The organism is Bradyrhizobium sp. MI1.11 (genome assembly GCF_055811255.1).
Map to the genome: position 1 here is coordinate 79,860 of NZ_JBVVPM010000003.1, position 23,356 is coordinate 103,215.

Below are 23,356 nucleotides of genomic sequence, written 5' to 3' on the forward strand. Positions count from 1 at the left end.
GCATGGCCGCTGAACCAAATGAGTTGCGGGACGACGTCCTGAACGGCCTGCAGCTTTCGATGCAGCTCGAGCGGGTGTGGCGCACGCCGTCTGGACTTGTCGGTGCGCTCATGTCGGTCGACCACAAGGTCGTTGGACGCCGCTATATCCTGACCGCATTCGCCTTCCTGCTTCTCGGCGGCATTCTCGCGATCCTGATGCGTGTTCAGCTTGCCGGGCCGGAGAAGACGTTTCTCTCCGCCGACAAGTACAATCAGGTCTTCACGATGCACGGCTCGACGATGATGTTCCTGTTCGCCGTCCCGGTCATGGAGGCGGTCGCCGTCTATCTGGTGCCGTTGATGGTCGGCACGCGTAACATCGCGTTTCCGCGCCTGAATGCCTTCAGCTATTGGATGTTTCTGTTCGGCGGTTGCTTTCTGTGGATCTCGTTCCTGTTCAACGTCGGTCCCGATGTCGGTTGGTTTTCGTACGTTCCCCTCTCGAGCCTGCAGTTCACACCGACGAAGCGGGCCGATGTCTGGGCGCAGATGATCACCTTTACCGAGGTCGCGGCGCTCGCAGTCGCCGTGGAGATCGTCGTCACCGTGTTCAAGCTCCGCGCGCCCGGCATGACGCTCGACCGCATTCCCCTGTTCGTCTGGGCCATGCTGGTGACGGCCTTCCTTGTGATGTTCGCGATGCCGTCGATCATGGTCGCATCGACGTCACTGATCCTTGATCGGCTCGTCAATACGCGCTTCTACGACTCCTCATCGGGTGGGCATCCCCTGCTCTGGCAGCATCTGTTCTGGTTCTTCGGCCATCCCGAGGTCTACATCATCTTCATCCCGGGTACGGGAATGGTCTCGGCGATCCTCGCGACGTTCGCGCGGCGGCCGGTGATCGGCTATCCCGTCGTGATCCTCTCCTTGATCGCGACCGGCTTCCTGTCGTTCGGCCTCTGGGTCCACCACATGTTCGTCACGGGCCTGCCCCAACTCGGCGCGGCCCTCTTCACGGCCTCCAGCATGCTGATCGCGGTGCCGAGCGGGCTGCAGATTTTCTGCTGGCTGGCAACGCTCTGGGATGGACGTCCGGTGTACCGGACGCCGCTGCTGTTCGTGATCGGCTTCATCGTCATCTTCGTGCTCGGCGGGTTGTCCGGCGTGATGGTCGCCTCGGTGCCGATCGACACCCAGGTGCACGACACCTATTTCGTCGTGGCCCACTTCCATTATGTCCTGATCGGCGGCGCAGTCTTCCCGCTGGTCGGCGCGGTCTACTATTGGTTTCCCAAGATCGCAGGCCGCATGCTGAGCGAAAGACTCGGACGCTGGAATTTCTGGCTGGCCTTCATCGGCTTCAACGTCGCCTTCTTCCCGATGCACATCCTTGGGCTGATCGGAATGCCGCGCCGGGTCTACACCTATACCGCCGACATGGACTGGGCGCACCTGAACCTCGTGTCCAGCGGCGGTGCTCTCGTTTTCGCGTTTAGCTTCGCGGTTCTTCTGGCCAATGTGATCTACAGCCTTCGCAAAGGCGCGCTTGCAGGCGACAATCCCTGGAATGCCTCGACGCTGGAATGGGCGACCTCGTCGCCGCCTCCGCCGCAGAACTTCGACCGCATTCCGGTTGTCAAGCACCGCGATCCGCTGTGGGCCGATAGCGAGAGCCTGTCTGTGGTCGCGGGTCTGAGTGCCGAGCGGCGCGAGGTCCTGCTGACCTCGCTTGCGGAAGCCGAGCCCCAGATCCGCGAGGCTTCGCCCGAGCCGAGCATCTGGCCCCTGCTCACAGCCATCGCAACGACGATCTTCTTCATCGGATCGATCTTCACGCCTTGGGCGGTGCTCTGGGGCACGCCGCCGATGGCCGTGACTTTGATCGGCTGGTTCTGGCCGAGCGGCAGCAAGGAGGACGAGGAGTGAGACAGACCATCGTCCACGACGTCTCGGACCTGCCGACTTACGGCTACGGCCCGCGCAGTGGCCCGTGGTGGGGCGCCATGGGTTTCATGGCCCTCGAAGGCATGGGCTTTGCCGTTGCAATCGGCGCGTACCTTTATCTCTACGCAGTTAACCCGAGCTGGCCGATCGGAGCCTCCCCGCCGGATCTCTGGCCGGGGACGGTCGAGACCGTGATTTATGTGTTGAGCATCATTCCCAACGAGTTCACCAACCGCGCCGCGCACCGCCAGGATCTCGCGAAGGTGCGGATCGGTCTCATCGTGATGGCCCTGATCGGCATCGCGCTCCTAGTGCTGCGCGGCTTCGAGTTCGCACATCTCAACACCCGCTGGGACAATTCAGCCTACGGCTCGATCGTATGGCTCATTCTGGGGCTGCACACGACCCACCTTGCCACCGATGTCGGCGACACGGTCGTGCTGGCAGTGTTGATGTTCACGCGTCATGCGAAACCGCGCCGGTTCAGCGACGTGACCGACAACGTGTTTTATTGGAACTTCGTCGTGCTCGCCTGGCTGCCGCTCTATGTCTTGCTGGATTGGGTGCCACGCCTATGACCGCAACCGATCAACAATCCAGACTGCTCTACTGGGCCGGCGTTGCGCTTGGGCCCATCGCGTGGGGTATCAATTTGCAGGGCGCCTACGTGCTCGCGCACTTCTCCTGCGAACAGACCAGGATCAGCGGCACGATCATGAGTGCGGTTCTGGCTATCGTCGCCCTCGCAGGCACTGTCATTTCGGCCCGCGCGGTTCGGCGCGGCGCGGGGGCTGAATGGGCCGATGCGCGGGGTGGCGGGCCACGAACGTTCATGGCCTGGCTTGGCGTCGGCTCCGGCGTGCTGTTTGCGTTGGTGATTGCGAACCAGTTCGCCGCCTCGCTCATGATCAGCCCATGCCTGCGCTGAGCCTTGCAGCACTGCTGCTTGCGCTGCTCGCGGGACCGGCCGCCGCGCACGGACTATCGGAGGTCGATCCCGGCTCGCTGTGGAGCTACGATCCCTGGCTCATGGCCCCGCTCTATGCCGTCGGTATCGCCTTCTATGTCGGAACGCAGCGGCTCTGGCATCATGCGGGCGGCGGCTACGGCGTCAGCTTCCGCCAGGTGGCCGCATTCTGGACCGGATGGCTGGTGGCCGCGCTCGCCGTGACCTCGCCGCTGCACTGGCTCGGCGAGCGTCTGTTCACCGCGCACATGGTCGAGCACGAACTCCTGATGGTGGTCGCGGCACCGCTGATGGCGTTCGCCCGGATCAATGGTCCGCTGCTGTGGAGCCTGCCGGCCCGGCTCCGCCCTGCGGCGGGTCGCGTGCTCAATCTGCCGATACTGGCGTGGCCGTGGCGGCTTGTGAGCCATCCGATGAGCGCGACCATCCTCCACGGCGCAGCGCTCTGGGTCTGGCACGCACCGCCCTTGTATGCGTGGGCGCTCGAGAATACGGCGATCCATCGTCTCCAGCACATCAGCTTCTTTGCAACCGCGCTGTTGTTCTGGTGGGTGCTGCTGCATGGCCGCGGTCAGGGCCGCAGCACACGAATTCGCGATGGCATCGCTGTCGCTTGCCTGTTCATCACGATTTTGCATTCGGGGGTGCTCGGCGCTCTGCTGACCGTGTCGCCGCGGCTTTGGATCCCAGGCCAGGGCACCCTCGCCGGTGAATTCGGCCTTTCGGCACTTGAGGACCAGCAACTCGCCGGCATCCTGATGTGGGTGCCCATGGGCATACTCTATACCGGCGCGGCTTTGTTCTTCGCTCACCGGTGGCTGATCGCAAACGGTGGGGGGACGCGCCTGCTCCTTCAACATCCGGGCTGAGCGACGCTGCATAGGAACCGCAACTTCTCTTCGAACGTTCGCCTGCCGACTGCGACACTCCACGGAGGCCACATGGAAAAACGATCGCTCATAGCGGCAACGGCTATCCTCACCGCGACATTCGTGATGCCTGCAGTCTTGAACGCGCAGGATCAACCCCGGCCGGGGGTGTCGTGCCCGGTCGACCATGACAAGCTCGCGGATATCCTCAAGAAGAGTGTCAAGCCGGGCGGCGGCCCGAGCAACGGAGGTCTCGACAACAACGAATGGGCTGCCGTCGTCAATCGGCAGGGCGTCGTCTGCGCAATTGCCTACAGCGGCGGCAAGGTCGACGACCAGTGGCTGGGCAGCCGGGCCATCGCGGCCGAGAAGGCCAACACGGCGAATGCATTCAGCCTGAAGGACAAGGCGATGGCGACGGCCAATCTCTATGCCGGTGCGCAGCCCGGCGGGTTCCTGTTCGGCGCGGCACTCGGCAACCCGCCGTCTCCGGAAGCCTTGTACACCGGATCTCCGGACAACTTCGGCACGGCCCAGGATCCGATGGTGGGCAAGCCGGTCGGCGGCACCATCGTGTTCGGAGGCGGGCTGGCGCTCTATGACGGCAACGGCGTGGCCGGGGCGCTGGGTGTGAGCGGTGACAGTTCCTGCGCGGATCACAATGTGGCCTGGCGCGTGCGTCACCAGCTCGGGCTCGACCGCGTGCCGGCCGGCGTCAGCCCCAACATGAAGGACGCGATCATCTTTGACATCGGACCTGACGGCAAAAGTCCGTCTGGATTTGGTCACCCGAAGTGTAACGGCAAGGAAGATCAGATCGCAGTCGACCTCGGCGCCGGCGTATCCGGCAACGTCGTGAGATAGCTCGTCGATCTCACCATTTTGGAACCAAGCGAAGGCGGAACGTTTGTAGGTTCGTAAACCGGCCTGCAACGCAGCACGGTCTCGTCACTGCCGTGGAGATCTTTACATATGTTAGTGCGTGGTCTCACGCGTTTGCTGGGCCTGTTTCCGGGCATCCTTTGTGCTCTTTGCGCCAGTTGCGCGGTGCTGTCGTCCGCGTCAGCACAGAGCGATCTCGCCAACCGCATGAAAGACCCGGCCCAGTGGCCGATGGCGGCGCGCGACTACGCCAACACGCGCTACAGCGAACTCGACCAGATCAACGCCTCCAATGCATCGCGGCTGCAGCTCGCATGGACGTTCTCGGTCGGCGCCGATCGCGGCCAGGAGGCGGCGCCGCTCGTGATCGACGGCACCATGTATGTGGTCGGCCCCTATGCGGGCCCCTACCCCAACCGTGTGTTCGCACTCGATGCCACGACCGGTGAATTGAAATGGTCCTACGCGCCGAAGCCGGAGCCCGCTGCCGCGGGCGTTGCCTGCTGCGACGTCGTTAATCGCGGACTCGCTTTCGACAATGGCAAGATTTTCCTCAACACGCTCGATAACCATACCGTCGCCATCGATGCCAAGTCCGGCAAGGAGCTGTGGCACACGAAACTCGGGGAGATCAACAAGGGCGAAACCATCACGATGGCTCCCGTGGTGGTGAGGGGCAAGATCCTTGTCGGCAACAGCGGCGGCGAGATGGGCGTGCGCGGCTGGGTCACCGCACTCGACGAGACCACCGGCGCGATCACGTGGCGCGCCTATTCGACAGGTCCCGACAAGGACGTGCTGATCGGAGACGATTTCAAGCCGTACTACGACAGCCTGAAAGGCAAGGATCTCGGCGTGAAGACCTGGCCCGCCGACCGCTGGCAGATTGGTGGCGGCACAGTCTGGGGCTGGATCTCCTACGATCCCGAGCTGAACCTGATCTACTACGGCACGGCCAACCCTAGCCCCTGGAATGCGAACCAGCGCAGCGGCGACAATCTCTGGAGCACGACAATCTTTGCCCGCGATCCCGATACCGGTCGCGCCAAATGGGCCTACCAGATCAACCCGCACGATCTGTTCGACCACGACGAGATCAACGAGAACGTGCTCGTCGAGCTCGAACTGAACGGAAAGCCGCGCAAGGTTCTCATCCACCCCGGCCGCAACGGCTATATGTACGTCATGGACCGCGCCACCGGCGAGGTGATCTCGGCGGACGCGTATGACTTCGTCAACAGCTACAAGGGCGTCGATCTGAAGACCGGCAAGATTATCCCGAACGAGGAGAAGACGCCGCTTGTCGGCAAGACGGTCGAGAACATCTGCCCGAGCGCGCCGGGCGCCAAGGATTGGCAACCGACGGCGTGGTCGCCGCGCACAAAACTCCTCTATGTGCCCCATCAGCATCTCTGCATGAACTTCAAGGCTTCTCAAGTCGGCTACATCGCCGGGACACCCTACGTCGGTGCAGACGTAGACATGTATGCCGGCCCCGGCGGCTATCGCGGCGAGTTCATGGCCTGGGACCCGATCGCGCGCAAGAAAGTCTGGGAGATTCACGAGAAGCTGCCGGTCTGGAGCGGCGCACTGGTCACAGCAGGCGATGTCGCCTTCTACGGCACCATGGATCGCCTGTTCAAGGCAGTGGATGCCAAGGACGGGCACGTGCTCTGGCAATTCCGTGCCGGCTCCGGCTTCATCGGCCAACCGATCTCCTATCGCGGCTCCGACGGACAGCAATACGTCGCGATCCTGTCGGGCGTCGGCGGCTGGCCGGGCGTCGTCGCCAATGCGGAGGTCGATCAGCGCGTGCGCAACGCCGCACTGGGCTTCACCGGCGCCACCCAGGACCTGCCCTTCTATACCGCGGGCGGGAGTGAGCTGCTGGTATTCAAGCTCGGCGGCGCGTTTGGTGAGGACACCAGCCATGCGCCTTCCAAGTAATCGCCTCGGCTTCACCCTTGGGCTTCTTCTCGCGTTCGCGACCACGGCTGCGCCGGCCACGGAGGGCGGGCTTCGCGTCTGTGCCGATCCCAACAATCTGCCGTTCTCGAACAGCGCCGAAGCGGGATTCGAGAACAGGCTAGCGGCCATGGTGGCCGAGCATTTGGGCCTGCAGGTCTCCTACAGCTGGTGGGCGCAGCGCCGCGGCTTCATCCGCAACACACTGAAAGCCGGCAGATGCGATGTCGTCATGGGCGTGCCGTCCGGCTATGATCTCGTCGAGACGACCAGGCCCTATTATCGCTCGAGCTACGTGTTCGTCACGCGGCAGGACCAGCACCTTGACCTTTCGTCCCTGCTCGATCCGCGCTTGCATCACCTCGCGATCGGCGTGCATCTGATCGGCGATGACGGCAACAATCCCCCGCCGGCGCAGGCGCTCGGCGAACAGGGCATCGTTGATAATGTTCGCGGGTATTCCATCTACGGTGACTATCGCCAGGCCGATCCGCCCGGGCGCCTGATCGAAGCCGTCGAAAGCGGCAGCCTCGATGTCGCCGCCGCATGGGGGCCGCTGGGCGGTTATTTCGCGCAGCGCTCTCCGGTGCCGCTGACGGTTACGCCGATCAGGGATTACGAGCGCTTTTCGCCCCAGCAATTCCAGTTCGCCATCGCGATGGGCGTGCGCAAAGGCGACCACGCCCTGCGCGACCGACTCAATGCCTTCATCGACGAGCACCGATCCGAGATCAACGCCTTGCTGCGAAGCTACGGCGTACCTCTGGTCGAGCTGCCGGTCACGGCATCGGGAGGACATGAGTGATGTCTGGTCCAGTACTGCGCGCGAGCGCCCTATCGTTGCTGCTGGTGGTCGTGTCGAACGGCTCGGGATTAGCCCAGCAGACTTTGCCGCAGTCGCAGGAGGCGCAGATGCCGACGCTGTCTCCCCGCCCGAATTTCGGTGGCAACGTCGGCAATGGCAGGCCCGGCGTCTTCATGCAGGTCCCGGTCAGTCACCTCCATCCCGGTGCGCAGCCGGACCCGCCGCAAATCAAGAATCCCGTGCAGGGCGATCCTAATGCGGAGCAGCGCGGGATGACCTACTATGTCAACTTCAACTGCATCGGCTGCCACGCACCCAATGGCGGCGGCGGCATGGGTCCGGCACTGAGCAACAACAACTTTACTTACGGCTCGCAGCCCGAGAACATCTTTCTCTCGATTTACCAGGGGCGGCCGAACGGAATGCCAGCCTGGGGCGGCGTATTGCCCGACAGCGTGATCTGGGATCTCGTCACTTATATCGGTAAGATCAGCAACGAGCCGAGCCACCAATGGGGCCGCACCTTTTCTGCGAATCTGCCATCGCCCGAGGTCGAGCAAGTCCCGAGCGAGCAGGTCTCGACGACCGATCCCTGGTCTGCCACCAAGTCTTTCAATTTCGGCCAGAAGCCCTGATCGGCCGAGCGGAGCAGCGATGGTGAATCCGATCACGAGATTGCTAGTCACTGCACTCCTGGCTACCGCTACCGCCGCCTGCAACGCTGCGGGCCCGGACAATTTCATGGGCGACGCGCGCCGTGGCGCCGACCTCGTCAAGCAGTACCACTGCGGCGGCTGTCACGATATTCCTGGTATCGCCGGCGCCGAAGGCAATGTCGGCCCACCCTTGCATCGGATCGGCACGCGAAGCTACATCGCCGGTTACATCCACAATTCGCCGGATAACATGGCCGACTGGATCGAGGATCCGCAGCGGGCGTTGCCGGGCAATGCCATGCCGCGAATGGGCATCCCGCAGAAGGACGCGCGGGACATCGCGGCGTTTCTCTATACGCTGAAGTGACCATCATGACATCGACGCATCGTTCAACGAACTGGTTCCGTGAGGCGCCATTGCTGGCCATCACCATTGTGGTCGTCGCCATCATGGGATTGGGCCTCCTGGCTGGCGGTGCCTGGCTCGCGGCCCTGGGTGGCTCGTCTATTATCTGATCGCGGGCATCATGCTTCTGCTCACGAGTTGGCTGCTCGCGCGCCGTCGCGCCGAGGCGCTCTGGACCTATGCCGCGCTGCTGGCGGGAACGTTGGCCTGGGCGATCTGGGAAGTGGGTTTCGATTTCTGGTCGCTGGCGCCGCGCGGCGATGTGCTCGTGCCGCTTGGCCTGTGGCTAATGCTGCCCTTCATTGCCTCCCGCCTAGCGCCTCGCTTGCGCGCAGCGCGATGGGCGCTTGGCCTTGTGTTGATAGCCGCAGCCATCGTCGTCGGCATTTCCTTGACGAGTGATCGCCGCGATCTTGCCGGCACGATACCTGAGGGCGAAACAACCGGGGCCATCGCGGCTCCCGAACCGGACCAGCCCGCTGCCGCCGGGCAGAACTGGACGGCCTACGGCGGCAGCGCCTTCGGTACGCGCTTCTCGTCGCTGAGCCAGATCACCAAGGACAACGTCGAGAAGCTCAAGCTCGCTTGGGAATTCCGCACCGGTGACCACAAGGGCCCTGATGACCCCGACGAGATCACCAACCAGGCAACGCCGCTCAAGGTGGGCGATCTCCTCTACACCTGCTCGCCGCACCAGATCGTGTTTGCGCTCGAAGCCGCGACCGGAAGATTGCGCTGGAAGTTTGACCCGCAGGTCCAGCACAACAAGGCGTTCCAGCACATGACCTGCCGCGGCGTATCCTATCACGCGACCATGCCCGGCGCGGTAACTGCCGACGGCACGCCGGCGCCGAGCGATTGTGCGGCGCGCATTTTCGTCCCGACCAACGACGGACGGATGTTCGCGCTCGATGCGCAGAGCGGCTCGCCTTGCGAGAGTTTTGGCAACCAGGGACAGATCGATCTCAAGCAAGGCAGCGAGATCCAGACGCTCGGCTTTTACGAGGGCACCTCACCACCCGTCGTCACGGACAAGGTGCTGATCGTCGGCGGCGCGGTGATCGACAACTATTCCGATCGCGTGCCGTCGGGCGTCATTCGTGGTTTCGATATCTATTCCGGACGGTTGATCTGGGCGTTCGATGCCGGCAACTCCGATCCGAACGAAATGCCTTCGGCCTCGCATCATTTTACAGCCGGTTCACCCAATTCGTGGAGCATTTCGGCGGTCGACGAGAAGCTCGGGCTCGTCTATGTCCCGCTCGGCTCGAGCTCTCCGGATATCTGGGGCGGCGGCCGTTCGCCCGAAAACGAGCGCTACGATTCGGCGTTGATTGCCCTCGATCTCATGACCGGGAAACTGCGTTGGTCGTTCCAGAATGTGCACCACGATCTCTGGGACATGGATATGCCGTCGCAGCCCAGTCTGGTCGATTTGCACTCTAACGGCGGCGTGACGCCTGCGATCTACATCCCGGCCAAGACCGGCGACATCTTCGTGCTCGACCGCCGCGACGGGCGTCAGTTGGTGCCCGCACCGGAGAAGCCGGTGCCGCAGAGCGCCGCGAATGGAGATCGGCTATCGCCGACCCAGCCTTTTTCGGAATTGAGCTTCCGCCCCTCCGGCAAACTCACGGACGCGCAGATGTGGGGCAGCACGATGTTCGACCAGCTCGCCTGCCGGATCAAGTTCAAGCGCCTGCGCTATGAGGGGCCGTTCACGCCGCCGTCTGAACAAGGCACGCTGGTGTTTCCCGGAGACTTCGGCATGTTCGAATGGGGCGGCATCGCCGTCGATCCACAACGCCAGATCGCGATCGCGAACCCTCAATCGATTCCCTTCGTCTCGCGGCTCGTGGCGCGCGGGAAGGACAATCCGGCCGCGCCGAATGCGGCGCATCCACCAGGAACCGAGCTGGGTGTGCAGCCGATGTACGGCGCCCCCTACGGCGTTGATCTCGGCATTTTCCTCTCACCGCTCGGCATCCCCTGCCTTGCTCCGCCATGGGGCAACATCGCAGCGATCGATCTGAGGTCGCACAAAGTGGCCTGGCAACATCGCATCGGCACGATCCGCGATCAGGCCCCGCTGCCGCTGCCATTCAAGCTCGGCGTTCCCATGCTGGGCGGTCCGATCGTCACCGCGGGCGGCGTCATCTTCATCACGGGAACGATGGATGACTATATCCGCGCGTTCGACGTTCGCGATGGCAGACAGCTTTGGCAGGACCGCCTTCCTGCCGGCGGCCAGTCGACGCCGATGACCTATGAGGCCGGCGGCAAGCAATACGTCGTCACGGTCGACGGCGGCCACGGCTCGTTCGGCACTAAACTCGGCGATTACGTGCGGGCCTACGCGCTGCCCTGATCTGCCTCGGCAGGACTTGTTTGTGCTTGGCGACGCCTTGTCCCGATCTGCCGGCGCGACGCGCAACTGCTGAAGCCAGGAGAGCCACGCCCGCAGCTAGTCCCAGTACCGCGAGCCCCTGACTGATGACATCGGCAGGTGGAAGCTGCTTGCGTGACAGCCAACCGCCGTCGATCGACGTGCCCTGCGGACCAGCTTCGATCATGGTACCCTCGCTGCTCTTCGCCGGGCGCGCGCGCGACAGCAGGTAGCGGAAGGCAGCTCCCACGAGGTTCTCGGTGATCTGCGGAGCCATCGCGTAGGCAATTTGGCCGGCACGAGCCGGCCAGCCCACGGCGACTTCGTCACGGGGTGCGCGAACGAGGCTCACGAACGTCTCGGCAACGTCCTCCGCCTGATACAGCAGCGGACCGGGATCGAGCGTTCGGCCGGACATGTTGGCGCCGTGGACGAAGCCCGGCGTGTCGACCATGGCCGGGAAGACACCGCAGACATGGATGTTGCGGTGAGCCCTGAGCTCCTGACGCAGGCTCGCGGTGAAGCCCCGCAGGCCGAACTTGCTCGCGGTATAGGCCGCAGCAAAGGGCGTCGGCGCCCAGCCGCCGAGCGAGACGTTGTTGATCAGGATGCCGCGGTTCTGGCGGAGAAAGATTGGAAGCACCGCGAAAGCGCCATGCATGGTGCCGAGGAGATTGACCTCGATCGTTCGGCGATGAAGCGCGATATCCGCGTCCTGATAGGCCCCGAAAACGCCGGTGCCGGCGTTGTTGATCCAGACGTCGATGCCGCCGAACGCGTCTTCGGCCTCTCGGGCCAGTCGCTGCACCGCCTCTGCATCGGTGACATCGGTCGGGATCGCCAATGCGCGGCCTCCGAGCGCCTCGCATTCTGCGGCGAGGCTCGTCAGGACTTCAGCACGGCGTGCCGCCAGGACCACGCTTGCGCCCTTGCCGGCGAAGGCCAGCGCCGTAGCACGCCCGATTCCGCTCGAGGCACCGGTTATGACGACGCGCGTGCCAGTCATTTGCCGCGGCTCAGATCCGGAGCCGCCCGCCGGAAGCAGCCAGTGCAGGGATCGCCGAAGGCGCTCGGTTCCGTTCGCTTCGAACCAGTCCCCATGCGCGAAGATCACCCGCTCCGGCGACAGCCGTATGAGCCGCTCGGCTGCGGACCGCACCGAACGGCCGCCGAGGCGCAGCAGCAGTCTCAGATAGACTGGCGCCATTCCGTTTGGCTTGGAAATGCCGAGGAGGTTTGCCGCGGCCTCGTTTGGCGCGCTGAGATCGTTGGGATCGAGATTTTGCACGAGATCCGTCAGGATCAGTGTCCGGCTGCGCTTGTCGAACAGCTCGATCTCGGAGAACATCGGAGCGTTCACCGAGACGGCTTCGAGGTCGGGCCTCCATTCCTCAGGCGTCGTGTCTCCGATCTCTCTGTCGATACGGATGCGTGCTGCTCGAATTTGCCTGCGCGCCGCAAGGCCGCGCGCCGCGAACGTTGTCACCTGCGGCAGCTCCCTCTGCCACTCGGACAGGAACATCCAGTGCGCGATATTCGGCGCGAGCAAATACTTTATCGCGCCTAGCCGCTCCAACTCACCGCGGAGGGCCGGCGAATATCTCACCGGCGAATGCAGCACGAGATCGCCGTTCGACAGCCGAATGACGGTCATGCGCACCGGGAGTTTCAAACCCGTGGCGCTGATCGGCGCGTCGTCCACGACCCAGATATCGTCCGTCGCTCGCGACAGACGGGCCGTCGACAACGTGGAGTCGGAACTTTGCATGAGCGTCTTCCATCACAAGGCGTTTGCTCAAGCTTCGGGAGCGACGCTCGTTCCTCGCTAGGAGGCCCGAGCCTGCTTGCGGGCGTTGCGTCGGCGACGGCGCGCCGCAAGTCGTCCTCGGCCCCTCTCCGCCGGAATGTGCCGCGAGATCGCCGGTACGAGCTCCGACTCTGAGGAAGGTTGTTGGGCGGCAATCGGCGCGTGGTCCGGACGAGCTTCCATCAGATCAAGCACGGCGCGGCCCTTGGCCGTGATGCGCCACCCGCCATTGGTCCGGTCGATCAGCCCTTGCGAAAAGATGTCCAGCCCCGGCGCTCGCCCGGCGAGCCGCCGGGTGCGCTCGCTCCAGTCGCGACCGCTGGTCGCAAGAATGGCCATATCCCGCTTGAGATCCTCCATGGCGGCGAACCCATCCGGGTAGCTCACCAGGATCTTGAGGACCGTCACGTGGAAATTCACCCCCGCCCCCACATGACCGTCGTCACATCGTCGGGACTTCTGAGAGAGCATTGCGGGCCGCTTGTTTGAGGCAATCCGCAGAGATGTCACCCCTGCTTGCAGTCTCCAGAAGCTTCGAGGCTACGCGGGTCCTGGCGCCGATCTCACAGCGTGGAACACCTTCACACACCTCGTCGAGAACGGTGCGCAACAACGCCTTGGTCGCGGTATCGATCATGGAAAGCCCCAGCGGAAAGGTTCACGGTAGAGCAATGGCTCCGGCCTGTGATTCAACATTGTTAATGATTTGAGAAATTCACGGGTCTGGCCACCCACCACCCTGGCGGTCTCGGGGTTGCCGAGTGCGCGACCTTCCTGCCTGGCATTGTGCGCGAGGCCGTGGAACCTCCCTCGCCAGCGGGCGGGCCGGATATTCCGACGGCGCAAGACCTGTCTCCGTCGATCGCGAGAATCGGATCATCCAGATCGATCCCCCCGTGAAAACCATCACGCGCCTGCGGCGGATCAATCCGGGCCTGGTCTTTCAGCGGATCGCTAGGCGTGCCAGTCAGCATGGGTGATAGCAAACCGCGCAGTTTCGCGTCCTCGCGACGCGTTTCGCCCGAGCTTTGCTTCGTCATTCCACCCTCTTGTCCAAGAGGGCGCAGGGAAGGCCGGGTGCCGGCTGGCACCCGCGGTCCGCTGCGCGAAAAGCACACGCAGGAAAACCGCACAGCAGCATACAGGTGGTGCCAATCACTCGGCCTTCCCTGCGCGATGGTTGGACGGCTTATGCCGTGCTCTCCCGGGAGCCGAGTTCTCTTTGGCCTCCCTCGCCTTCGCGAAATTCACCGGCACCGCGCCGGTTGACGCAGATGCCGCATTCGCCAGGGCTTGACCGTAGCAACGACGGCCAGGACCACACGGTTTTGCCGTACGCACGGCCCGCCATTTCGCCGCAGTTTTTCCAGCCCTGTCGACGGAGCCGGAAACTTACAGACGAGACGAAGCCTAGCAGCGCCGCTCGTCGGAACGAAGCCTTGGGCTCACGGAGAGCAATCCGCCCTGCCCTTGGCCACTCGCACCCGAACGCTGCCGCGTCCACCGCAAGCCCGGCTCGCGAACGTGACGACCACAAGATCGCCCCTCAAGGATGAGCCGGGATGAGCGACATATACGCTAAAACCGAATTTCGGTAAAGTGGAATATTTTTGCAAAGAGGGGTTGACGGCGCTGGCGGGTGTTTCGCTCGACGAGTCCCGCGGCTTTAGTTTAATGCGCAGCCTCATACTGGAGGGCCCCATGGCATGGAATCCGAGTCACTCTTGGCGACGTACGCGGAGCGTGTCCATCGGGAGCACACCATCCGCACCATTGGCGGGAGCCCCCAGTCTATATCCACCTCTCAATCAGGCGCTTCACTGAGGGCGTTTAGACGAGTAGGATGTGTCTCGCGGTGCTCCGGAGGCGGCATGAGCCAGCGCAAGTTCATGGGACTTGGCGGCGGTGCGACAGCATCAGGGCCGGGCATTGCGCTAGCGAGCGAGCGATTGGCCAACGCAGCCGCCGAGCCCGCTTACGATGATGAGCAAGAATTCCCATTGGTCATCGCGAACATCCCCGCAACCCCCCGCCAAAAGGCCTGGGCCGTGGGTGTCGCCGTCTCGCTCATCGTCCTTGCAGCGGTCATCGCGCCGTTCGCCCGGATCCAATTGGGCCAGATCAATGGTTTCGTTCCAGTCTTGCAGACCGCGTTGGCCCTGGCCGAATTCATCACGGCAGCCCTGCTGTTTGCTCAATTTTCGATCCAGCCTCAGCGGGCACTTCTTGCACTCGCAAGCGGATACGTTTTCAGCGGATCGTTCGCATTCTTGCAAACGCTCGCCTTTCCGAACGGATACGCTCCCGCGGGTCTCATTGGGGACGGACTGAACAGCCCCGCTTGGCTTTACGTGCTTTGGCACACGGCTTTTCCCGCAGCGATCCTAGTGTACGGATTCACAAAGGATCGTTCCACCGCCGGCAGACCAGGCAGACCTGCGATAGCCGCGATCGTGTTAGCATTCGGCTGCATCGCCGCCACGGTGGCGGGACTGACGTGGATGGTGACCGCGAAAGCCGAGTTTCTCCCGAGCTTCTACGTGAATGACGTCAGGCATCAGACGCCTCTCGGTAATCAGGTCAACCTGATACTTTTGCTTTGGAATGTGACTGCTCTCACCGTCCTGTTTGCGCGCATGCGCACCATTCTTGACCTTTGGTTGATGGTGACTTTGCTCGCCTACCTGCCCAATTTCCTGGTGGCGATCATCGGCAGCTCGGTTCGATTCACCGTGGGTTGGTACGCAGCACGCGGTTTCGTTCTGGTCGGCAGCTGCATGTTGCTGACCATATTGCTCATCGAAACGATGTTTATCTATTCGCGCCTCGCCAGCGTCATCGCCCTGCAGCGACGCGAACGAGCGAACCGGCTTCTCAGCATCGACGCGGTCACTGGTGCGATCGCCCATGAGCTGAGATCGCCGTTAGGGGCCATCTCGCTCAATGCTGCGACAGGGCTCAGTCACCTCCGAGCGACCTCGCCTGAACTGGAGGAACTCGAGAACATCCTCTGTGACATCGAAGCCGATGGCAGCCGGGCCGCAGACATCATATCGAGCATTCGCGAGATGACGATCAAAACGGCGCACGGCGGCGCTTCGGCAAACGTCGAGGATGTCGCCGAGTTGGCGCGCAGGCTGCTGAGGCACGATCTCCTGGCCAACGGCGTATCAGTAACGACGGAGTTTCAGGGCAACATTCCTCCAGTCGTCCTGGACGGCACTGAGCTCCAGCAGATTCTCCTGAACCTCTGCAAGAACGCGATTGACGCAATGAGCTCTGTCCCCGCCGATCAACGAGAGCTGCGTATGAAAACCCGTCTTGATGGAGGCACAACGGTCCATTTGTCCATTGAAGACTCGGGCGCCGGCATTTCGCCACGTGATCAAGAGCGCATCTTCGATCCGTTCTTCACGACGAAACAAGGCGGTATGGGATTGGGGCTGGCTATCTCCTGCAATTTGGCCGCAAGGTGTGGAGGAAAGCTGAGGCTGATCAAATCGGACGTCAAGGGCTCCATTTTCGAGCTTGAAATTCCAATTTCCGCTCCCGCTTCGGCGCCATGACGGTACGAGACCGTCACGACCGTTCCGCATTTCGCTCACTTCATAGAGATCATGATCGTGCTGAGGTTGGCGATCGATACGAGGGTGCCAGACGCAGTATCTCCGTCAGTCGCTCAGGGTTTTACACCATCGACCTTCTTCCAGGTCTGGTCGGGGTCGAATGCGGTGATACGGGAGGCGAGGACTTTGGTTCGAGGCCCGAGATCCTTCTGGTAGACAACGCCCCCATGGTTGACCAGGAAGGTCATGACGCCGGAATTGCCGTACTCGGCAGGCCAGGCGATGAGCGCGAAACCTCCGATCATCTTGCCCTTGGCCACATAGTTGAGCGCGCCACCTGGCACGTTCGACCCCTGCCCCTTCAGGATCCGGAAATAGTAGCCGTGATAAGGCGCCGCACCCTCCTCGGGCTTGTAGCCTTCGGCCGAAGCCTGCGCCGCCAATGCACCGAGCGGGCTCTGGTCGTTGTCGTCGCGCCAGAACAGTCCATCCTTCTTGCCGGCACTGCTGACGATGCGCTGCGCGTACACGCCAATACCCTCACCGCGATCCTTGTCGGCGTATTCGTTCTCGGCATCGACAAAGGCGAGACTGGTCTGGATCGCGTCGAGTTCATTGCGGCCGATGCGGCGATACAGCACCTCAATGCGGCCTTCGGCGGTATCGAATTCCCAGCCGGTCCTGGTGTTGACGAGCGGGATCGGGAATGGGAAGTCGTCCGGGCCCAGCACCAGCGTCGCCTTCTTGTTGCCCTCCGCCTTGATCGAATGCTTGGCCTCATACATCGAGGTGAAGCGTTGCCGGATATCGGCATCGGCGACTTCGTCGCCGGACGAGACGATGTCCTCGGCAGCGCTGCCGAGGACTTTCAGGATGGCCCGGTCGGGCCCGCTTTTGACGGCGGCAGCGAGCGCCGCCGCTGCATCCTCCGGTGTCGGGTAAGATTGCTGCGCCCGGGATGGCGAACTCATGAGCGCCAGCGCCATGATGGCCGGCAGCGCGACGCGATGAAGCGACTTAAAGCTCATCATGGCATCACCTCCGCAGGAATCGTTGCGCCGCCGGCGAGCCAATCCCGATACGTACGGAATTTTAGACCGAGCTTCTCGTAATAGACCCGGAGATAACCATCGGCTCCGCGGGTAACGGCTTCTGGCTTCACCTCTTCGACTTCCTGCGCAATGACCCCGACATAGGCCTTGTCGCTGCCAATATAGCTGAAGCGGTAGTAACCAAGCCCGTTGGCGAGATAGCCGAGCAAAACGACATCGTGCTTGAGCACGATGTCGGAGCGGCGCCCGCCGCCGCCACCGCCCCGGCCGCCGCCACCACCGCCCTGGAATCCGCCACCGCCGCCACCACGACCGGCGAAGCTCGCGCCGCCACCGCCGCCACGCGGTCCCATGCTCGCCATGCTGGCGTGACCGCGGGCCGATGCTGCGGCCGCCGAGCGGCCAGACGATACGTTCAGCGCACTCCCGCCGCGTGGGCTGCCGCCAGCTCGGTTCGCGGCCTTGGCACCGCCGCCCCCCTTGGTCCCGGCGTTCTTGGCGCCCGCGTTTTTGGCACCACCCGCCTTGCCCGCGCGATCGCCGCCACCTTTGGCGCGATCGCCTCCCGCCTTGGCGCGATCCCCGGCGCCTTGACGGTCGCCACCTCGGTCGCCAGCGCGATCTCCCGCACGGTCACCGGCGCGATCTGCGCCACCAGGCCGATCCTGTCCCGGCTTCTGCTGTCCGTCGCGGCCGCGGAAATCCATCCGGTCGGCGGCGCCGGCCTTCAGATTGCTATTGCCGAAGCGCTGCTGAACGTTGGCGTTGTTGTAGCGTACCCCTTGGCGATGCGAGGGATTGTGCTGCCAGCCATTTCCGATGTTCGTGGTCCGGTGATTGATATAGACGTTGCGGTTGCCCCAGTTGCAGCCGCCGCCCCAATAATTGCCCCAGCGACCGATGGCCCAGGCCGTGCCGAAGGCGAGACCCGCCGCGACGACGCCTGCGCCGATGTAGGATGGGTAGCCGAAGTAATATGGTGGATACTCGTTGTAGGGCCACGCGCCGTAGACCGTCGCAGGCTCGTAGTACGGCACGTACATCGTATCGGGAACCGCCGGCTCGATCACGACCACCTGCCTGCTTTCCTCGGTCTTGACGCTCACCTTCTGCTGCTTGGTGGTCACCAGCTTTTTGTTGTCATAAGCCTTGGTCCGCAGCCGCTGGACCGCATCCATCACATCCGGCTGCTGTGCCAGCACGGCGTCGCCCAGCGCCTTGGTCCAGTCGAGCTTGTCGCTCATCATGGTCAGGACCTCGGCGGTCGAAGCTAGTGCCTTGATGCTGTCATCCCACGGCTGCTTCTCGACTTCCGTCTTCAGGGCATCACCCTTCAGAGTCTTGCGCTCTTTCAGCCAGCGATCGGCCTGAACGACTTCCAGAGGATAGGTGGACGCGGCCAGCACGTTAGCAAGCAGTTCGTCCGGATAGAGCGCAATCGGTGCGACCAGGGCTTCGAGCTGCTCCGGTTTCAGAAGCTCTGCGGCTTGCCCGGGGGGATTTGCCTGCTGTGGGCTGGAGGCCGGCGCCTTATCTGCGGTCTGCGCCGCCGCCGCCAGCGGAATCGCGATCACGAGCGCAAGCGCCATCAAGGTCCTGCCGCAGCAAAACATCAGATCCTCCATACACATGTCCGGCGATCATCAAACCCGAGAGCTGGCGTTTGTTGATCGAGATCAACGAAACGCTGCCTCATCCCCCGCCACGCCCGAGCAAGCTAGTCGATCAGCTCAGCCTCCATGAGCAATCGCTCCGGGATTGCCAGTCCGAAGGCGTGGACGGCTCTCACGTTGATAACGAGATCGAACCTCGTGGCGAATTGCACCGGAAGACTGCGGACCTCGGCGCCGCGAAGGATGCGAGCCACATAGCCAGCGCCATCGCGAAACTGCTGCGTCAGGTCGGCGCCATAAGACATCAGCCCGCCATTCACAGCATAGAAGCGGACGGCAAAGATCGCCGGCACGCGGCGCTGGGCCAGCAACGGGATTGCCATTGCGCTCTGAGTACTGAAGAAACCGCCATCCGGCAGCACGACGAGCCCGCTACCATTCCGCGCCGCCGTCTCGATGACCCCCGCGATCTCGGCGCCGCTGCGGACGGAGGCGCCGGTAACCGTCATGCGGAGGCGATTTTCCACCTGGTGTGCGGCCTGAAGATAAAGCGGCGCGTATGGTGCGGTCTCGGGATTGTACAGAAGCATCGCACTGCTCATGCTGGGTACCAAGTCCTTTAACAAGCTCAGCCATTTCCCGCTCATAGCATGCTCGTAAAGCGAGAAGCCGGTAAGATTGCTGGTCGGCCTTGCCAGATCGACGACGAGGCCTGTCCCGACCGGATCCGAGAGCACGACAAAGATGATCGGAATGATCTGCGTTGCAGCCCGCAGCGCCCGTGTCGTCGCCGTGCTGGTCGCAAACAGCACGTCGGGTCCGGTGGCAACAAGTTCGCGAGCTTCACGTTCCTGCCATGTCGGATTGGAGCCCGGCCAGCGCACATCGAGTCGGTAGTTCTGATTGGCGATCCAGCCGAGGTCGGCGAGACCCTGCTGAAAGGCATTGACGCGCATCTGTGCGCCGCCATCGCCCACCAAATTGCCAGTCAGCACGCCGACCGACGGCATCGGCCGCGGTGCCCCATCCTGAGCGCGCGCGAAAACCGGACAAGCAACTGCAGCCCCGATCAAGGCCATGAACTCACGGCGCTTCATTGCCCGTCCGCTATCCCCCTGATGTCCCGCACCTTTCGCATGACGCGATTGCTGAAGGAAACGGGGTTGGCGGCCGGAGGGTTTGATCAAGATCAAGGTCGCTGAGCTTGGGGTCGGCCGTGATTCGACTTGGTCTGGAAGTGACCACCGTCAGGTGCGGTCAACTGGCTGACCGAGCGCTTGCTCATGTCCGTACGCGGACAGCAGGATCCGACGGTCGTGAATCAGGCTCTGAAGACGATGCGCAGCGACATTCAATGTCGTGACATCGAGCGCATTCTCGTCTCCTGCAGCGGCCTTGGCGCGCTGGCCCTGGAGCACCCGGTCGATCTCGACCTCGATATCGGACAGTTCGGCCTCCGCCTCCGTCCTGCGTATCCGCGCGCCCAGCGCATACAGCGAGTCCAGGCCCCGTTCATCCTTAGAGGGATCACGCACCTGAAGGAATTTCCAGGCCGCGGCCAGCACCGAGATGAGGCCGCCCAAAATCATGGGCGCGAGAAAGATGATGTTTCCCCATTCGTCCAGAAAGCTCTGCTGCGTTCCGTTGTAGAATGCTGCGGCGCCAGGATGAACCGGGAGGAAGGCGTCCGAATCCGTGCTCGGCGCGGTCATTTGAGAGAGTATCGGCAATTCCCCCAGCAGATCCCTGCGTGCCTTCATCAGGGCGTCGGCGAGGCTGCCGGCCACCTCAGCGCTGAGCTGCTTTCGCGCGACCACGTAGAAAGAGACCCGCAACGTGGTCAGATCCTCGCTCGGGATAGGCGGCGAACCGCGCAGCGTGCCCTTCGGGACATCGAAGCTTTCATAGGCGCGCTGCTTCTCCGCGATGGCACCGGCCGCATCGATCGGAAGCAGAACCGGCGCGGTCTTGGGCGTCTGCAGAAAAAGGCCGCGTAACAGAGCAAGATATTTTTCGGCAAGAGGAACGACGACCAGGATCGCCCGCACCTCCTTCGCATCGAGTGCACGCCGCGCATCGGCCGGCTGGAGATTGCGGAACGTCACATTGGCACGTCCCAGACCGTATTCGTCGCTCAGAACGTCGATGAGCTTGCGATTCATCTCGCCGCCGATCACGCCGACGCTGGTGCGCTTCAGACCAGCGATTTCGGTAATGGAGGAGCCCGGCGGCGCAACCAGCAGGACAACGGCGTGGGCGAGAACCACGATAGCCTGCGCCTGCGATAGGTCGCCGACGTCGCCCCGGACGACAGCAAGCTCGACCTTTTCCGCCGCAAACTGCTCGGCAGCATCAACCGCGTTGGTCGTTTCCACCAGTCTGAGCCGGACCGGGGCGTTCACCACGGCAAGCCGGCTCGCCAGTGCCGAGACCAGACGCGCGGCCTCACCGTCCAGCGATCCGACGGCGATGGTCAGCGTCGTGGGGCGAGAATACCACCGGTAGCCGAACAGGCCAGCTCCAAGCACGAGCACGACAGCGCTGGCGACAATGAAGGAACGAAGCCAGATCGGCATTTTTGCGGGGACCATGTGGCGCTCACAGTGAATATGCGCTGACTGGTCGGACTGGCTCATGACGCCAGACCGGCTCAACTGAGGCGCATCGCTGAACCGAAATGCGATTCAAGCCAAAGCGATGCCGGTCAGTGCCCGCTGAGCACCAGCGTCTTGATCGGCAGCAGCAGCGCCTGAATTCGCAAGAGCATGGCGTGCACGAGTCCGACACCATCGACGACGTGCAAGGCAATTGCCCGGCCTGTACCGGTCTCCTTGGCCGAGATCTCCTCGTGATTGCTGGTGTAGGCATTGACGATGCAACTGCTGCCCGGCGTCACGCCGTCGAGGCCGCCCTTGTACAGCGGCTCCAGGAAGGCGAGTATCGAACCCGGCTTACGTGCATTCTGAGCTTCAATCAATTCCTGGCCAGCCTGCACCTGGCCGGCGGCGATGTAATCCTGCACATCGGTGACAAGGAGCGGAATGATCACCCATGGCTTGGAGATGCAGGTCGCTTCTGCGACCATCCCTACCTTCACCACCCCCGCTTCAATCTGTCCAAACCCGGCCTGCAGCCTACCCCTGCCGGCATCCGCCGGTATCAACACGCCGGCGGGTCGCATGATCTGGGCAACGAGATCGCCCGTCCGAACGAGGAACTGCTCGACCCGACCGTCGACGCCGGCGCGAACGAAGGTCTTGTCGAGATCGACCTGCGCTTCAGCCAACGCCGCCTGGCCGCTCGCTTTTTCAGCCGGCAACAGCGTTGAAAGCCGCAACATCGCCGACGTCTTGGACGCGGTGGCCGAGTCCACACCAGCCTGCCGCTGGTTGACCACGACCTGTAATTTCTCGATATCGCGTTGCGGGACGATACCGGGATTGCGGCGCTGCAGCTCCGTCTTGACGTCCAGCTCGTCCTTGGCCTGCTGAAGGCTGGCCTTGGCTTCCTGGATCTGCGCTTCGGCCTTGACCACGTCGTTTTCGGCGCTTGTCATCGCGGCGTCGACCTCGGCGATCTTGCGCGTGGCCGTCTCCAAGGCGGCCTTCTGCTTCGAACTGTCCAACCTGAACAGCACGTCGCCTTTCTTCACTGCCTCGCTGTAGCCGACATTGACTTCCGCGACGCGGCCGGAGCCTTCAGGAAGAATGGGGACCGTCCGAAAATAGAGCGCGGCCGAGGTCGTTGACGGGTGAAAGTAGAAGATCATCGTGATCAGCGAAATCGTCAGCATCAAGCAGCCGGTGATACCCCATCGCAATTCGTACCAGATGGAAAAGAAGGTGATTTCCTTGCCGAACCGTTTGCCTTGGGCATAACGTCGGTAGAGGTAGTCCGGCAGGATGGTCAGGATGGAGCAGAACATGAGCTCAAACATGGCTGTGCTCCTTCCCCTTGACGATCGGCTTCTCGACCGGCGGCAAGCTGGGGAGTTCTGGCTCGCGACCCTCGCCGGGCGCGGCGTCAGCGATCCTCTCAACCGAGCCTGCGATACTCCGCAGCGGCGTGCCGAAATCTGGCAAGTCGATCATCGCGAGCAGAAGGCCGGCCACCCAGAAAATGTGCATGTGCGTAAAGAGCGAGATGATGCCCAGCACGGCCACGATCTCGAACTGCAGCTTCTGTGACTTGTGCGCCATCCGTTCGGGCAGGCTGTGCAGCTTCCAATAGAGCGTGCCAACCCAGAGTACGGTGCCGATCAGGAAGATCCCCATCACCACCATCAGCACGTCCGTGCCGCTTCCCGGCGCGAGATAGAACGGCAGATGATGCGGGGCCATCGGATGAAGTTGCTCGCTCAATGGTCGCCTCCACGGAAGGGATCAGGGCGGTCTGCGCGCCGGCTCGTTACCGTGGCCGCGCAGGTGGGAAAATTGCTTGATATGAATCAAAGG

The 23,356-nt window shown here is 63.0% G+C and carries 19 protein-coding genes and 1 pseudogene; 11 read left to right on the forward strand and 9 right to left on the reverse strand.

What is annotated here, in order from left to right; translation table 11 throughout:
• Positions 1-2: 2 nt before the first annotated feature.
• From ctaD to AC0L30_RS03985, 10 genes and pseudogenes are all read left to right on the forward strand, one after another.
• On the forward strand, positions 3-1,910 hold the full coding sequence (gene ctaD, locus AC0L30_RS03940) for a cytochrome c oxidase subunit I (RefSeq protein WP_473403814.1): 1,908 nt from the start codon (positions 3-5) through the stop codon (positions 1,908-1,910).
• Positions 1,907-2,506 (forward strand): cytochrome c oxidase subunit 3, encoded by a 600-nt coding sequence (locus tag AC0L30_RS03945; RefSeq protein WP_007592926.1) that lies wholly within the window; start codon positions 1,907-1,909, stop codon positions 2,504-2,506. Before ctaD ends, AC0L30_RS03945 begins: the two co-directional genes overlap by 4 nt.
• Entirely contained in the window at positions 2,503-2,856 is a 354-nt protein-coding gene (locus AC0L30_RS03950) for a hypothetical protein (protein ID WP_007592927.1), read from the forward strand. Before AC0L30_RS03945 ends, AC0L30_RS03950 begins: the two co-directional genes overlap by 4 nt.
• Positions 2,844-3,764, forward strand: a complete 921-nt coding sequence (locus AC0L30_RS03955; protein WP_473403815.1) for a cytochrome c oxidase assembly protein — start codon at positions 2,844-2,846, stop codon at positions 3,762-3,764. Before AC0L30_RS03950 ends, AC0L30_RS03955 begins: the two co-directional genes overlap by 13 nt.
• Positions 3,765-3,836: 72 nt before the next feature.
• Positions 3,837-4,628 carry a GlcG/HbpS family heme-binding protein gene (locus AC0L30_RS03960; RefSeq protein WP_007592930.1) on the forward strand — a complete coding sequence of 264 codons (792 nt, stop codon included), beginning with the start codon at positions 3,837-3,839 and terminating at the stop codon, positions 4,626-4,628.
• Positions 4,629-4,736: 108 nt separating this feature from the next.
• Positions 4,737-6,593 carry a methanol/ethanol family PQQ-dependent dehydrogenase gene (locus tag AC0L30_RS03965; protein ID WP_473403816.1) on the forward strand — a complete coding sequence of 619 codons (1,857 nt, stop codon included), beginning with the start codon at positions 4,737-4,739 and terminating at the stop codon, positions 6,591-6,593.
• Entirely contained in the window at positions 6,577-7,416 is an 840-nt protein-coding gene (locus tag AC0L30_RS03970; RefSeq protein WP_473403817.1) for a substrate-binding domain-containing protein, read from the forward strand. Before AC0L30_RS03965 ends, AC0L30_RS03970 begins: the two co-directional genes overlap by 17 nt.
• A complete protein-coding gene (locus AC0L30_RS03975; RefSeq protein WP_473403818.1) occupies positions 7,416-8,051 on the forward strand; it encodes a c-type cytochrome in 636 nt (211 codons plus the stop codon). Before AC0L30_RS03970 ends, AC0L30_RS03975 begins: the two co-directional genes overlap by 1 nt.
• Before the next feature lie 106 nt (positions 8,052-8,157).
• Positions 8,158-8,439, forward strand: coding sequence for a c-type cytochrome (locus AC0L30_RS03980; protein WP_354128834.1), 282 nt, complete (start codon positions 8,158-8,160; stop codon positions 8,437-8,439).
• Between the two features lie 5 nt (positions 8,440-8,444).
• A pseudogene (locus AC0L30_RS03985) lies at positions 8,445-10,846 on the forward strand (glucose/quinate/shikimate family membrane-bound PQQ-dependent dehydrogenase).
• Here the strand turns inward: AC0L30_RS03985 and AC0L30_RS03990 are convergent.
• The 3 genes from AC0L30_RS03990 to AC0L30_RS04000 are packed head-to-tail and all read right to left on the reverse strand — an operon-like array spanning position 10,806 to position 13,308.
• Entirely contained in the window at positions 10,806-12,632 is a 1,827-nt protein-coding gene (locus AC0L30_RS03990; RefSeq protein WP_473403819.1) for an SDR family oxidoreductase, read from the reverse strand. The pseudogene AC0L30_RS03985 and the gene AC0L30_RS03990 sit on opposite strands and share 41 nt — an antisense overlap.
• Before the next feature lie 57 nt (positions 12,633-12,689).
• Positions 12,690-13,091: a hypothetical protein gene (locus tag AC0L30_RS03995; RefSeq protein ID WP_473403820.1), complete on the reverse strand. Its 402-nt coding sequence runs from the start codon at positions 13,089-13,091 to the stop codon at positions 12,690-12,692.
• A gap of 22 nt (positions 13,092-13,113) precedes the next feature.
• On the reverse strand, positions 13,114-13,308 hold the full coding sequence (locus tag AC0L30_RS04000) for a hypothetical protein (RefSeq protein WP_083869813.1): 195 nt from the start codon (positions 13,306-13,308) through the stop codon (positions 13,114-13,116).
• A gap of 1,234 nt (positions 13,309-14,542) precedes the next feature.
• On the opposite strand from AC0L30_RS04000, the gene AC0L30_RS04005 reads away from it, so the two are divergent.
• Entirely contained in the window at positions 14,543-16,237 is a 1,695-nt protein-coding gene (locus AC0L30_RS04005) for an MASE4 domain-containing protein (protein ID WP_473403821.1), read from the forward strand.
• A 113-nt stretch (positions 16,238-16,350) separates the two neighbouring features.
• Here AC0L30_RS04005 and AC0L30_RS04010 read toward each other — a convergent pair whose 3' ends face one another.
• The 6 genes from AC0L30_RS04010 to AC0L30_RS04035 all read right to left on the reverse strand — a co-directional run bounded on the left by AC0L30_RS04010 (position 16,351) and on the right by AC0L30_RS04035 (position 23,242).
• Complete coding sequence (locus AC0L30_RS04010) at positions 16,351-17,268, reverse strand: DUF2950 domain-containing protein (protein ID WP_473403822.1); 918 nt, start codon at positions 17,266-17,268, stop codon at positions 16,351-16,353.
• Entirely contained in the window at positions 17,265-18,902 is a 1,638-nt protein-coding gene (locus AC0L30_RS04015; protein WP_473403918.1) for a DUF3300 domain-containing protein, read from the reverse strand. Before AC0L30_RS04015 ends, AC0L30_RS04010 begins: the two co-directional genes overlap by 4 nt.
• 104 nt (positions 18,903-19,006) lie before the next feature.
• Complete coding sequence (locus tag AC0L30_RS04020; RefSeq protein WP_473403823.1) at positions 19,007-19,999, reverse strand: ABC transporter substrate-binding protein; 993 nt, start codon at positions 19,997-19,999, stop codon at positions 19,007-19,009.
• Between the two features lie 150 nt (positions 20,000-20,149).
• Positions 20,150-21,493, reverse strand: coding sequence for a TAXI family TRAP transporter solute-binding subunit (locus AC0L30_RS04025; RefSeq protein ID WP_354127626.1), 1,344 nt, complete (start codon positions 21,491-21,493; stop codon positions 20,150-20,152).
• A 113-nt stretch (positions 21,494-21,606) separates the two neighbouring features.
• Positions 21,607-22,839 (reverse strand): HlyD family secretion protein, encoded by a 1,233-nt coding sequence (locus AC0L30_RS04030; RefSeq protein WP_007592953.1) that lies wholly within the window; start codon positions 22,837-22,839, stop codon positions 21,607-21,609.
• The gene (locus AC0L30_RS04035; protein ID WP_007592955.1) at positions 22,832-23,242 is read right to left on the reverse strand and encodes a hypothetical protein; all 411 of its coding nucleotides are present in this window, start codon (positions 23,240-23,242) and stop codon (positions 22,832-22,834) included. Before AC0L30_RS04035 ends, AC0L30_RS04030 begins: the two co-directional genes overlap by 8 nt.
• Positions 23,243-23,356 lie beyond the last annotated feature (114 nt).